The organism is Buttiauxella gaviniae ATCC 51604 (genome assembly GCF_001654835.1).
Lineage (GTDB): Bacteria > Pseudomonadota > Gammaproteobacteria > Enterobacterales > Enterobacteriaceae > Buttiauxella > Buttiauxella gaviniae.
Window position 1 is genome coordinate 120,910 of sequence record NZ_LXEP01000044.1, and the last position, 12,660, is coordinate 133,569.

The 12,660-nt window shown below is 42.7% G+C and carries 14 protein-coding genes and 1 pseudogene; 7 read left to right on the forward strand and 8 right to left on the reverse strand.

Going from position 1 to position 12,660, the window contains the following annotated elements:
- Positions 1–3: 3 nt before the first annotated feature.
- Entirely contained in the window at positions 4–378 is a 375-nt protein-coding gene (gene marA / locus M977_RS21540; RefSeq protein ID WP_064518792.1) for an MDR efflux pump AcrAB transcriptional activator MarA, read from the reverse strand.
- A gap of 21 nt (positions 379–399) precedes the next feature.
- Positions 400–834, reverse strand: a complete 435-nt coding sequence (gene marR, locus M977_RS21545) for a multiple antibiotic resistance transcriptional regulator MarR (protein ID WP_064518793.1) — start codon at positions 832–834, stop codon at positions 400–402.
- 200 nt (positions 835–1,034) lie between these two features.
- Here marR and M977_RS24670 point away from each other — a divergent pair.
- Positions 1,035–1,127, forward strand: a pseudogene (locus M977_RS24670) (stress protection protein MarC); the annotation flags it as partial.
- 204 nt (positions 1,128–1,331) lie between these two features.
- Positions 1,332–1,634, forward strand: coding sequence for a hypothetical protein (locus M977_RS21550; RefSeq protein WP_064518794.1), 303 nt, complete (start codon positions 1,332–1,334; stop codon positions 1,632–1,634).
- Here the strand turns inward: M977_RS21550 and M977_RS21555 are convergent.
- Positions 1,604–2,527, reverse strand: a complete 924-nt coding sequence (locus tag M977_RS21555; protein ID WP_064518795.1) for a DUF2971 domain-containing protein — start codon at positions 2,525–2,527, stop codon at positions 1,604–1,606. The two genes, M977_RS21550 and M977_RS21555, sit on opposite strands and share 31 nt — an antisense overlap.
- Positions 2,528–2,898: 371 nt before the next feature.
- Between M977_RS21555 and M977_RS21560 the strand changes: the two genes are divergently transcribed.
- Positions 2,899–3,537 carry a hypothetical protein gene (locus tag M977_RS21560; protein ID WP_064518796.1) on the forward strand — a complete coding sequence of 213 codons (639 nt, stop codon included), beginning with the start codon at positions 2,899–2,901 and terminating at the stop codon, positions 3,535–3,537.
- 55 nt (positions 3,538–3,592) lie between these two features.
- Here the strand turns inward: M977_RS21560 and M977_RS21565 are convergent, their stop codons facing one another.
- The 5 genes from M977_RS21565 to M977_RS25345 form a co-directional block, all read right to left on the reverse strand.
- Positions 3,593–3,799, reverse strand: coding sequence for a hypothetical protein (locus M977_RS21565; protein ID WP_064518797.1), 207 nt, complete (start codon positions 3,797–3,799; stop codon positions 3,593–3,595).
- Positions 3,800–3,864: 65 nt separating this feature from the next.
- Positions 3,865–4,470 (reverse strand): hypothetical protein, encoded by a 606-nt coding sequence (locus M977_RS21570; RefSeq protein WP_064518798.1) that lies wholly within the window; start codon positions 4,468–4,470, stop codon positions 3,865–3,867.
- Positions 4,467–5,204, reverse strand: coding sequence for a hypothetical protein (locus M977_RS21575; protein ID WP_157092106.1), 738 nt, complete (start codon positions 5,202–5,204; stop codon positions 4,467–4,469). Before M977_RS21575 ends, M977_RS21570 begins: the two co-directional genes overlap by 4 nt.
- 352 nt (positions 5,205–5,556) lie before the next feature.
- Positions 5,557–6,465: a phage antirepressor KilAC domain-containing protein gene (locus tag M977_RS21580; RefSeq protein ID WP_064518800.1), complete on the reverse strand. Its 909-nt coding sequence runs from the start codon at positions 6,463–6,465 to the stop codon at positions 5,557–5,559.
- Positions 6,466–6,477: 12 nt separating this feature from the next.
- Positions 6,478–6,648: a hypothetical protein gene (locus M977_RS25345; protein WP_157092107.1), complete on the reverse strand. Its 171-nt coding sequence runs from the start codon at positions 6,646–6,648 to the stop codon at positions 6,478–6,480.
- Between the two features lie 1,350 nt (positions 6,649–7,998).
- Between M977_RS25345 and M977_RS21585 the strand changes: the two genes are divergently transcribed.
- From M977_RS21585 to M977_RS21600, 4 genes are all read left to right on the forward strand, one after another.
- Positions 7,999–8,457: an endonuclease domain-containing protein gene (locus tag M977_RS21585; RefSeq protein ID WP_064518801.1), complete on the forward strand. Its 459-nt coding sequence runs from the start codon at positions 7,999–8,001 to the stop codon at positions 8,455–8,457.
- Between the two features lie 375 nt (positions 8,458–8,832).
- Positions 8,833–10,608 carry a terminase gpA endonuclease subunit gene (locus M977_RS21590; protein WP_245163527.1) on the forward strand — a complete coding sequence of 592 codons (1,776 nt, stop codon included), beginning with the start codon at positions 8,833–8,835 and terminating at the stop codon, positions 10,606–10,608.
- A gap of 44 nt (positions 10,609–10,652) precedes the next feature.
- The gene (locus M977_RS21595; protein ID WP_064518803.1) at positions 10,653–11,159 is read left to right on the forward strand and encodes a hypothetical protein; all 507 of its coding nucleotides are present in this window, start codon (positions 10,653–10,655) and stop codon (positions 11,157–11,159) included.
- 1 nt (position 11,160) lies between these two features.
- Positions 11,161–12,654 (forward strand): phage portal protein, encoded by a 1,494-nt coding sequence (locus M977_RS21600; RefSeq protein ID WP_064518804.1) that lies wholly within the window; start codon positions 11,161–11,163, stop codon positions 12,652–12,654.
- The last annotated feature ends 6 nt before the right edge of the window (positions 12,655–12,660 follow it).

Sequence of the window (12,660 nt, forward strand, 5' to 3'; positions counted from 1 at the left end):
TTTTTAATGATTTAGCGGGTGAATAAACTTTCCTTCGCCACCTGAACACGCAACGCGGTATCTGTGAGGTGGCACAGAGAAGTAATTCTTGAACGTGCGGGTGAGTGTCTGTTGTGACTCAAACCCATAACGCTCTGCTAAATAGAGAATCGGCTCGTTGCTTTCTTTAAGCATGAGGGCGATCTCGGTCAATTTGCGATTACGGATGTATTGGCCTAATGAATGACCAGTCTCTTTTTTAAACATCCTTTGCAGGTGCCACTTCGAGTAACCAGAACGCTGTGAAACCTTCTCAAGTGACAGAGGGTTTTCCAGATTCTCTTCTATCCAGTCCAAAATGCTTTGAATTGTTATGGCATCATTGTTCCGTCTGGACATCGTTTCACCTCTTTTCAGGTTTTACGGTAATACTTTTGTCAGCAGTTGATAAAGTGTGTTCACTTCGTCATCTGTCAGGTTTTTAGTTAGCTCTTGATGCAGGTTTTGCCCCACAAGCTGGTGGCATTTTTCGCACAACGTTTTCCCTTCTGGAGTCAGTCGTACCAGCACACCGCGTTTGTCGTTTGGGTTGGGCAAGCGTTCGATCCATCCTTTGGACAGTAGGCGATCTAACATGCGCGTGAGCGCACCGAGGTCTACCGACAACGCTTTCTTCAATTCCACCGGTTGCAAACACCCTTCGCAATAAATGCTGCAAAGCACCTTAAATTGCGTAGCGGTGATATCGAGAGGGGAAAGGTGATCGTTTAGCAGGCGATCCTTATGCTGGTTAACCATATGGATAAGGCGCCCCAAAGGAATGACTTCGTTAAACAGATCGTTGGTGCTTTTCACTATGATTGCCCAGGCAAGTATATTTAATCACGGCAGATATTATTGCTCAGGCAACCATAAGTCAACGTGATGGTTCTGCGATGACACGAATAGCTAAAACCGTTCAGTTTTTAACATTGATACAAATCCGATAACGTAAACGCAGAAGGTTGGCTGCTATACTCAGCAGCGCATAAAGCAACCGAATGAAAGGGTAAAAGATGATGGAATTGGTTAAGGCCATAGGGTTTGGATTAGTGGTGCTACTGCCGCTGGCTAACCCATTGACCACTGTGGCATTGTTCCTCGGCCTTCCCAACATGCAAGTATAAACACTGTGATTATTTGATCTAAATCACACAATACACCCGCTTTCTTTCTTATCTGCTCACATCATAAACAATCGGTTAGGTTTTTACGGTGTACTGTATAAATGCACAGTATAGGATAGGCACATCTATATAAAGGGATAAATAGAAGGAGAAGGGCAGAACGCCCACAACAACAGAGATAACACCATGAACCTAGTATTCGAATTGATGAAAGCAGAAGAACACATACATCAGCAAGATGAACGCATAGCCTACCTGGAAGCACTCACCCGCCAGCAACGCGCATCTATCCAGGGTATTAACGCTAGATTGTTTAAGCTGGAACAACGCCCCGTAACGGTACACAACACGGTGAACACTGTTGTTAACCTCCCACGCAGTGTACGAAAAGAAGCGCTAACCTTTGCTGAATCAATGGAACAGTTTATTGATGGTAAGGCAGAACGCGAACGCCGATATCAAGCCCGTTTAGAGTCCAACCATTCTTGATAGTCCATGATCTCAATGGTGCTTAGTCCGGGGTAGGCTTGATTAAATTTAGTGTTTGGTGGCATATGCTCGATGATGTAATTTTTAATTTCAACTGGCATTCTCCAACCTAATATAATCGATTCAATACAATCAGGATCATAGCTAAGTTGGCAGTATTTTTTATTTCCTTGAAATGGGTATGCAATATCATTACTAGGTTGATAACGATATTCATCTTCATATTGCCATTCAATAAGTTTTGTTCGTAATGCTTTCCAGATTAGATCGCCTAGATAGTGACCTAGATATGCACCTGTATTTTCGTCACCGTCAAGGCCAAAATATAACCGACACCAATCTATCAAATTCATTTTCGGTATAAATTCTTTATATTCAACCTTATCGGCTTGTACTCCATCAGCCTTGAACTCTATACAGAAACCTTTGTGTGAATCAGCATAATGCGACCACATTAAGTTACTTTTTTTGTTACTCGAAAAGCATATAAAAGGATAACAGTCAATTTGTCTGGTGAGGGTCTTTTTTTGACTTTCTAAAAATTGAATACCTTTATCCGTAAACTTTCCGTTATGTACACACCCGGTTACTATTTCAACGCGTTCAGCTTGTAATAGGGCAGAAAATGATAAATTTTCTTCTGTGCTGCTTTCTACTTTGTCTAATATCAATGGTATCAATGCTTCAAATTCTTCCGGTGTTGGAGGAATAATATCAATTTTTGAATCAAACAAATCATTGAAAACTAATCGGCTCGAGAAGGTAGATTCATTGTTCAACAGATTCTTAATTGAATAATCATTTTTTAAACGTTCTTCTACAGATAAAGCCGCATCATCGATAAAGTTGATAGATCGATACTTATAAAAATGAGTTGGTCTTTCGTCGCTCACACGCTGTACCTGTATGTGTAGGTTTAAAAGGCAGCGAATGTTAAATAATATCGCTAAGTAATTGAAGTTAATGATATCCCGAATGAAAAATCACATCAAAGGGTTCTGAAAATTTTGATTTAGGTTCCTTCCAAATCATTGATTTTTGGGAAGTTTCGAAAGCCCGTTCTTTGCGTCATATATGAATTTTTAAAGCTGGTTCAGTTCAAAAGCCTACGCCTATCAATCCCGCGAAATTCCCCTACAATTTTTCAAATGTTGTAACATCCATGTTACTGATTTCTTTACAAATGATCGTATTTTCAGCAGGCGTTTCTCTCACCATAAATACATAAAAATATGCAGCGTTATAACCAGAGAGAATATTACGCATGAAACCAGAAAATTTTATCACCGTTTCGGAAGTTGGCAGACGGTACGACTACACACCACAAGCCGTGAAGAAATGGATTCTGCGCGGTCTACCGTACAACACCAACAATAGAAAGATTCCAGAAAAAGAGGGTACAGAATGGATTATCAAAAACATCCTGAACAACCTCAAGACGCTTGATACATCGGAAGAATTGAAACAGGCAAAGTTACGCCGTGAGAATGCGCTTGCGTCAATGGCTGAAATGGATGAAGCAACACAAGCTGGTGATCTGATCCCGGTATCGCTCGTACAAGCTGCCGTTAACAAGCATTCATCTACGGTGCGTTCATCAATGCTGCAAATTGCCAACGTGGATACACAACGTATCCTGGAAGCTGCTACCAGTATCAAAGAGCTAAAGCAGGTATTGACCGCAATCATTACCGAACGGTTAACCGATATCGGGCAAGCGATGCAATCCGATGATTATCTAATTGACGAAGAATTAACCGAACTTTCAGGAGATACCCAAAATGGAAACGATACTGATACTGATATTCCTGTTCAAGATGATAACGGTGATGATGGTAGCGATTCTGATACTGGATGTGATTCAGACGATAACGAGCAAGCTGATTACGATTTTGACGACTAGCCCAACGGATACCACAAAAGACAAAACCCCGATCATGTGATCGGGGTTTCTTTTATTATGCGGGTACTGCTTCCGGTTGTACTGGCTGCAATGCCTGGATCTGCTTTTCCATTTCCTGAATTTTAGCGGCGTACTGTTCACAATAACTTTTTAATACTTGCTTGTTGTTATTGGCATCAGAAAGCATACGCACCAAAATAGCGTTGTCGTTTTCCAGGGTTACAATTACTTGTTGCATCTGTTGAATTTGTTGATCGTTCATTTGATTTCTCTGTTTAATAGCGGGGAACCGTTTCCCCTTGTACGCTATTATTTATAGAAACCATTTCACCACTGAATTGAACTAATCGCCGCTTGTGTGTGCTGCTGTACTTTAACAGGTGGGGCTTTTCGCTGTTCCCGCTCCTTTACCATCTGTATTGTATTTTCTGCCTTGCTTATCCACATACAGTTGTTTTTACAATACCGCTTCGTTTGCCCAGGGTTGCGAATATCTTTATCAAGACTCAAATCCTTTTCCGTCATGAACCGTTCATAGCCGGGCAGGGTGATAACATCATGTACAAATTCCGCGAAACAATACCAACGGGGATCAACACCAACGTTGGCATATGTCGGAAAGTTCACGTTGTCGGTTAGTCTTATAAGCATGTTGCGCCACACCATGTACAATTTCCGACGTTCATCACCCTTGACCAATACACCTTCACCCACGTAACCTACGCCGCAAATGGTGGGCTTGTGTTTATCCTTTACCTGGCGATTCCTGATATTAACCATCGTCGTTACGGTTGAATAACCAGACACGACAAAACGCACCAGAACCCGCTTATTCCCGTTGTAGCTGATTACCTCGATCATGCCGTCATTCACTTCGAAGAACGCGCCCACTAATGATTGAGCGCGTTCAGCTTTGATTTTGTCGTTACTCATGCGGCGTACCTTTGGCGCTGGTAGTAATCGTGTTCACGCGCATAGAAATCAACTATCCGTAGATTTTCCCGATCCCGCTCCTTTCGTTCCTCGTCGGTCAATCCCATATGAACGGGCTTTTTCTTCATACCTGCTAACATGGCCTGAACTACCGGATCTGGTTCGGGCTTGTACTGCTGCTGCTTCATGTTGTGTTCATGAATACGGCGCTTGAAAGACTTGTTGAACTGGTAAACGTTATCGCTAATTTTAACAAACATCGGTTCTTCTTCTGGTTCATCTTCTAACCAGTATGCATACGGCGCTGGCGGTGCTTCATGGTCGAAATCTTCGGGCGCGTAGTCTTGCATCAGATCATCAATGGTGGTGATCACAGTTGCTACTGGTTGCGCTTCTGGGGCTGCTTTAGGCTTACCGCGAAATGAAACAGGCTTTTCACTGATACGCTTAGACATATTCACCCATACGTAAGATTTGCCATTCTTGCTTGTTTCGTTGCTCCATTCACCCACGTAGAAATCACAGCGATCACCAAAGGCGTGATGGTCTGATTCAATGACGGCTTTCACCGATGAACAGATAACACGCTTTTCACCTGATTGTGATTGCATACAAATAATGATCGCTGGCTTGGTCATTACGTTATTTGATTGGTGGAACACGTAGCAGATTTTTTCACCTGGTAACATCATTTCGGAAACTTTATCTGATACGGTTTTAATACGTTTGCGCATGGCTCCGGTATACAATTTCACTTTTTTAAGTGAATCTTTTAATTCGTCGAAGTCGCCCCCCCAATATGTAACGGGTTGCAGTTCTGCGGTTTTATCTTTGATGCTGTAATATCCGGTGCATTCGTCGATATATGGACGGGGGAATAAATTAGTGTTAAAATTTAGCATATAAATACCTATGTAGTTTGGTGTTTTGATTTGGGTGTTAAGTTGTTCCGCATCGTGGATGATGCAAATTCATGTTAAAGATTAGGTAAAGCCCCGTTGACTACGAATCGACGGGGTTTTTTTTCGTCTGTACTAATCATTATTTATTCTTCACAACAGGGGGGTATTAACCCCCGTTCATTTCTTACGCTGCTTTAAAAGCCGCTTCTAGTGCTACATCCAGATCATCGGAATATTTGGCTTTGATATTGTCGTAACACATATCTTTTTTGCTTGTAGAAATCAGATTATCTTTTGCCATTCGGGTAAGTAACCATTTCGCGCTAGTGCATTTAAGCAATGGCGTACTGAACTGACCACGAATAACAAAATGATGCATGTATTTCTGATACGGTTCGTTACGTGATGCCATCATTACGCCAGAGTCACGCAAGTATGCAAACATCCGCTTTTGACCTAACACGCCTGTAATCTTCGCAAAGGTTCCGATGCTGATCGTTGAACTTTCATCAAAGAAGTTATCAACAAACATTTCATGTTCTGCTTCTTGCTTAACCAGCAACGCTTCCTTTTCTTTGTTCTCAAGCGCTAATTGAACCCGTTCGGCTTCGAGTTTACCCGCCAAAAATAAAGCCTCTGCGAACGTTTCAGGCACTTTGAACGCTGGTTCTTGCGGCACATCGAAGTAATTGCTTTTCAGTAGACTCCACACAAACGAGCGCGGATCAACTAGTCGACACATCACATCAACACCAGAACGGGTGAACAGGTTTAATTGATTCGTTTTGTTCAAATTTTGATAGGGCCAATTTGGCTCCAACAAATCACCGTTGATTTCATTGAATTTTTTCTTGATGTGATTTAATTCATCACCTTTCATATGGTGAAAATCTTCACCCTGAATCAGACATTTACCATCACGTTTAAGATGATGCTTAAATGCATCTTCGGTACAGTCCAGAATCTGAATAAGATCACGCGCTGTCATTACTGGTTCACCGTTCAGGTACTTGCTTAAAAATGCCTTACCGCCGATCTCGATTACTTCATCAGTGGTGAAAAACTCGGTTGTTACTAATGTTAAATTGTTCATTTTCGTATTCTCTTAGTGGATGATTTTTTTAAACTCGATGCCGTAACGCTTCATGGTTCGGTAAAGAGTGGGTTTGGCAATGTCGTACTTCTTCAACAGTTCTTTCTTTCCTTCGGTATCAGCTTGCAGCCATTCAACGGCTAAACGGTTGATATCGGTTTCAGTCAGTTTTCTCAGTCTCATAGGTATCTCAGTAACAATTAGGTAATTTAAAAACGATTCAGTGAATCGCTTACGTGTATTTAGTGCATTGTTTTTCGGGCATAGGGAAACCACACCACGGGTTATACGTGGATATTTCACAGGCACGAAAAAGGGGGTTTTTGAATAATCATTCATCGAAAAAATCGAAAAAATACAGCGGGCGTAAATTTGAATTTTGCATCAGATAAGGTTATGAAAAATCACAACATTTTCAGAAATGCGAAAACGCAAAAATCGGATCGACTTTTAGAATGATTATGCAAATAAAGTGCATTGGTAACGGTCTATCATTAACCGCTCAGTAATCAGATCGGGGGGTAGTGCTTGATCTCGCCTTACTGGTATCAAATTGTTTGTAGCTGGCAACTGGTCGGGGGGACTGTTGCGGGTTAGGTCGTACAGTAAAATGGTCTGGTTCGTAGTGTCTCTTTTCTTAACTGGTGGTCAGTATCCCGGATATCATTAACGAAGTCAAATCCCAGGGAATCAATGATCTAGATCAATATTTGAAAATGTCAATAACTCATTGGTAGTATCACCTAATCTATATGGGTATGACTCAATAACTTTTCAAGTACCGTTGAACTAGCCTTTCGCTATCGCTAAAGGCCAGCCAGCGGCACCAGAAGCGATTTAAAATGGAAAGTAATCAAATCTGTATTGGTTAGAGCATAGAACCCCGTAGAGTGGGTTTTAGGCAGCTTAAAACAGATAGTAATTATTATTACCAGATCGCGAGGCCGTAGGCCGAGTACCAACAAGCGAAGCGCAGTTGGTTAACTGGTACAATCAGTGGTTAATAATCATACCAAAAAGGGTAGTTTCTTCTATATATAAACATATATTATATCTATACCCCTTACCCTACGTAATGATAAGAAGGATAGATCTGGAGGCCGTAGGCCGACATTCACAAGCCGAAGGCGCAGTGAACAGGTAAAGACTATTACGATCTGATCATTACTATTCTTAGTGTCGGTTGCTGTTCATCTTCGCTACGCTCGATGAAACTCGCTTCGCTCGCGATCTAGTTTTTTGTATTTGCTTTGCTGTTAATTAGCTACGAATGGTAATGAATTACTTATTATATTATCCGGCTGAGATCCGCGCTGGATCTGGTCTGCCAGCTATCTAGAGTAACGGACACCAACGGTAGAATGCGGGTTCCCAGCTATCTAGGGTAACAAAAAGTTTTGTAAATTTATATCTAGAGTAACGGAAGCAGTTGCGTTAACCCCCTCCACGAGAGCAAGCCAACCCATAACAGAAGGGGCAACGCGCCCCAATCGTACCCCGCTAAATACAGTCATATCAACTTAGGTACACGGTATGACGATTCTCACAAAGAAAACGCTGGAAGCGTGGAAGCAAACCCAATTTCAGAAGCAGGGCGGCAAGTGTCAGATCTGCGGCGACAAACTCGAATCCTGGAACGCTGCACACGGCGACCATCTTCATAGCTGCGGAAATATGCGCGGGTTGCTCTGTCGTGGATGCAACACCTACATAGAAGGAAAGATTCAGGGGTTGTTCTACCGGGCAGGACACAAAAACAAAAATTGGTCTGATGTGCTCCGATCCCTGGCTGACTATTGGGACACCGATTATTCAGCAAACCCGATACACCCAAACTTTGTACGCGATGAATCGAAGAAGTTCGGCAAGCTGACCAAAGAAAAGATGATCACCGCGCTGGTTAAAGAGGGCGTTGACGTAGACAAGACATACAGCAAAGACGACCTGATCGAAATCTACAAAGCCGAATACCGCAAAATTTTAACTCACTAAATACCCGTACAGAAAGGAAAGCGGCTTCAAGCCCTTTCAAGAATGACCCTCATTAGCAAGGGCATTCAAAAGCACATTACTGGTGTGTTTCTGAATGCTTTTAACTAGACATTTTAGGCATTACCTTAGATTAAGTTTTCGATAAGTTTCATTGGTTTTACTCTGGTTAAAGCCCCGTTCCTTCACTGGTTCGGGGCTTTTTTTTTGGCCTCGATAAATACCTTCACAGAGAGGGTATTCATGAAAAATTTACGGAAACTATCAAACATATTCAAACAGGCATCGGGGCAAATGATCCCGCCACCTATGCTCAACTGTTCCGAATGGTGCGAGCAAAATTTAACAATCGTTGATGGCCCACGCGCAGGGGAAAAAATGCGCCTGTTCAGTTTCCAACGCGAAATGATGGACGCCATACACGAAGGTAAGAAAAAAATCGTGTTCAAGACAAGCGCCCAGGTCGGTAAAACCCAACTGTTAAACGGGGTGCTGTTCTACCAGATGGCGAAAAGTGGTCACAACATTGGTGTATTGCAATCGACGACCAAAGAGCTAGGCCAATGGTTAAGCGGGAAGATTAAACCCGCGATTGCACAGACTCCCGCACTAGCTGAACTCATCACCAACAAATCAGACAAAGACGCCGTAAACAACCAGGCGCAGATTCAGTTACGCAATGGAACGTTTATCTATTGCATGAGTTTAACAAGTCCGTCACATCTTCGCGGCAAGACGTTAGCGACCGCAATACTTGACGAAGTGGACGCAGCACAAGAAAGCGCAGAGGGTGATCCGGTGCTACTGGCTGAACAGCGTGTAACTACTTTTCAGGATGAAGCACTGGTGTTAATCAGCTCCACACCAACCGTGAAGGAAGGGGCGATCAATAAGCAGTTCGACCAATCCGATCAGCGTTACTTCTACGTGCCTTGCCAGCACTGCCAGCACGAACAGATCTTGAAATGGGAAAACGTCAAATTCGATAAGGGGATCAGGCAGGGAAAACAAATCCCGCTACCTGATACAGCCCGTTATGTTTGCCCCCATTGCGAAAAGGCATGGACGGAGGGCGACCGATTACGGGCAGTTGCGAAAGGTAGATTTGTTGCGCACAACCCAGGCGCGGCAAGTATCGGTTTTCACGTATCGAGACTGTACAGCCCGTTAAGTACCATCGTTAGTTGTGTTCAGGATTATGCAGACGCTTTCCAATCGTTCAGCCTCGGCACTTGGTTTAATACCTGCTTAGGGGTGACGTTCGACGACTTAAACGACGACTGCGGCACTGACGAACTCGAGAAGCTGAAAGCGGATATTAGCCTTGATTCAATCCCTGATGATGCTGTTTTCCTGGTATCGGGTATCGACCAACAGAAAGACCGCCTTGAATGTTGCACGTTAGCAGTGGCACCCAATGCGCTTTACCTGGTGGATTACCGGATGTTTTACGATCTGGATTGCGAAAAGCGAGATTCGAAAGCCTATACCCACCTGATTGAATATTTGAAGTCGGATTTCAGAACGGTCAACGGTGACAAGATTCCAATGCATATGGCCTTTTTGGACAGTGGCAACGGTAAGGCAACGCAAGTTGTGTACGCCAACTGTAACCGCCTCGGAAAGCTAAAGGCGATCAAAGGTTCATCCAGCTTTAACGCTCCGGTGATTCCGGTACAGCCTACCAAAACAGGGGGGCAAGAGTTATACGTGTTAGGCGTTAACTCCGGTAAAACGATGGTGCGCGAGCTAATCAACCGCAATTTGAAAGGCGATGCACCAACCACGCTACAGATATCAAATGATGTTCCTGATGATTGGTCAGAACAAATATTATCGGAAGAATTAAAGCGGTCTGGTAATTCAGTTCGTTGGATGCTGAAAAAAGGCTCAACCCGAAATGAAGCACTAGACACAATGGTATATGCGCTGGCAGCGATGCACCAGGTGCTGAAATTATCTAACTGGCAATCCCTACGCAAGATTAAAGCCAAACGTAATGTAATTGCACCAGTTGAAGATATAACGCCACCAAAGGCCGTACATCGCGAAATTGAAGCAATGACAAATCACGATAAAGAACCCGAACCGGAAAAACCGAAAAAGGGGAATAGGGCAAGGCAGAAACCGCGCTCAGGCTGGATGAATTTCTAACACCATAAATAGCCTTATAGGATTCATTTCAATAAGGCTATCAAATGGAACAACCACTAATTACCGTAGTGAAAGGGCAGAATATATTTCTTGACCCTATCCCGAATGCGTACACCGCAATCGTATACAACGATAAAGAATTTCCGGTTGAAGAAGTGCTGTTAATTCCTGATGCAACAATCGGGATTCCGACAACATCGGATAAAATCACAACCGGAAATTACAAAATCGTGATCGTGAATCAAGAATTGCAAATTATCATGATTCAGCCCGTAAAAATTCGCGGCTTATTCGAGAAAGAAAATCGCGCTGATACTTTACGCGAACAAATATCACTACTTGATAAAGTAATTACGGCGAAATTGTCCGACGATCAAGGCGTATTGCAACAACTTTCTATCAACAATAAAACACTTGTTTATTCATCCCTGGCCGATCTTATCGCGCTGGTGGATTCATTACGCGCCCAACTCGGTAATGAAATTGAAAAGGCCAACCGTAAAAAAGGTAAAGCGCCATTTAAACAAATCAAATTAATTCTCAGGGGTTAACATGAAATTCTTACGCAGTATTAAAAGCGTGTTTACCCGTAGCAAAACAACGGTTGTAAATACATACAGAAATCAAACACACCGATTCCGTAAATCACCAGTACAGACGAAACTGAATTATGAAGTTAATGAACGCTCGTTAGGCCTGGTAGATATGAATGATCGACTTGATGCAACGCACAAGCCAAAGTTTCAGGGCAGTATTAACCGACAAATCAGAACGCAACATTCGCGGTTGCTCGATATTTGCCGTGATTTGTCTTTAAACAGTCCTTACGGTGCGCGTTATTGTCAAATGTCAGTTGATAACATTATCGGCACTGGTTTGTATCCTCGTACACAAATGACGTTGCCAAATGGCAAACTTGATAAACGAACGAATCTGATTATCGATAAGATGTTTTATCGTTGGGCTGAAAATAAATCCCGATTCTCTTTAAACGGGCAATTTGATTTTTACCAGTTCTGCCAGATGGTAGAGCGCCAGCGTGAAACAGACGGTGAAGTTTTCGTTATTATCCATAAAGAAGATAGTGACGTTAAACTTGAAATGGTAACGGCTGACCGTTGCGATATTACCCATGAAATGCGCATTGATGAAAATACCGTAATTAAAAATGGTATTACCTACGATGAACGCACAATGAAACCGCTATCGTACTGGTTCAAGAAAATTGACCTGTTCAGCGAATCCGATACAGGCACATTAGAAGAATACGACGCAGACGAAGTAATTCACTATTTCGACGCGAAACAGTGCGATCAACGCCGTGGATTCTCTGATTTTATTCCAGTTATTCAGACGGTTGCACAACTTGATTCATACGTTCAGATCTCGCTTATTCAGGCGCGTGTAACAGCTTCTTCAATGGGCTTTATTACCCAGGCTGATAAATCTAACGGTCTGGATGATGAGGACGACGAAGATCAACCGGATGTAATGGCAGAATTTAGCCCCGGTACAATCAACATGTTGAACCCAGGGCAGGATATTAAATCCATTCAGTCAAATACACAGGCGAATGAATTTGCGTCATGGATGGACAAGATAGAAACCACTATCGCTATGGGATTGGGTTGCTTTAAACAGGCGTTAACGGGTGATATTTCAGGCGTGAATTATTCATCAAGCCGCTTTGGTGATTTGATGCAACAGAACCGTTACCAGGCATTACAACGCCACCTGATTAATACCGTCCTTATCCGTGTATATCGCGAGTTTTTACAAAATCTGGTCGATGAAGAACTTATTGAACTTAACGTAATTCGCGCAATGCATGAAACCGATTGGATTAAACCACAGGCGCGATCTGTAGACCCTGAAAAAGATATTAAAGCCAAAGTGCTTGAAATTGATAACGGGTTGGTAAGTCGCCGCGAAGTAATCGAATCATTAGGGCGTGATCCCGATAAGGTCGAATTGAAAATCAAAGAGGATAATTTCAAAAAAGCCCCTGAAACAAGCGCCATAAATACACCTGTAATGGAAACCTAAGAGGTT

Coding starts and splice junctions, on each gene's coding strand:
- marA (WP_064518792.1), bottom strand. CDS start 378: ATGTCCAGACGGAACAATGATGCCATAACAATTCAAAGCATTTTGGAC.
- M977_RS21550 (WP_064518794.1), top strand. CDS start 1,332: ATGAACCTAGTATTCGAATTGATGAAAGCAGAAGAACACATACATCAG.
- M977_RS21560 (WP_064518796.1), top strand. CDS start 2,899: ATGAAACCAGAAAATTTTATCACCGTTTCGGAAGTTGGCAGACGGTAC.
- M977_RS21565 (WP_064518797.1), bottom strand. CDS start 3,799: ATGAACGATCAACAAATTCAACAGATGCAACAAGTAATTGTAACCCTG.
- M977_RS21570 (WP_064518798.1), bottom strand. CDS start 4,470: ATGAGTAACGACAAAATCAAAGCTGAACGCGCTCAATCATTAGTGGGC.
- M977_RS21575 (WP_157092106.1), bottom strand. CDS start 5,204: ATGCGCAAACGTATTAAAACCGTATCAGATAAAGTTTCCGAAATGATG.
- M977_RS21580 (WP_064518800.1), bottom strand. CDS start 6,465: ATGAACAATTTAACATTAGTAACAACCGAGTTTTTCACCACTGATGAA.
- M977_RS25345 (WP_157092107.1), bottom strand. CDS start 6,648: ATGAGACTGAGAAAACTGACTGAAACCGATATCAACCGTTTAGCCGTT.
- M977_RS21585 (WP_064518801.1), top strand. CDS start 7,999: ATGACGATTCTCACAAAGAAAACGCTGGAAGCGTGGAAGCAAACCCAA.
- M977_RS21590 (WP_245163527.1), top strand. CDS start 8,833: ATGCGCCTGTTCAGTTTCCAACGCGAAATGATGGACGCCATACACGAA.
- M977_RS21595 (WP_064518803.1), top strand. CDS start 10,653: ATGGAACAACCACTAATTACCGTAGTGAAAGGGCAGAATATATTTCTT.
- M977_RS21600 (WP_064518804.1), top strand. CDS start 11,161: ATGAAATTCTTACGCAGTATTAAAAGCGTGTTTACCCGTAGCAAAACA.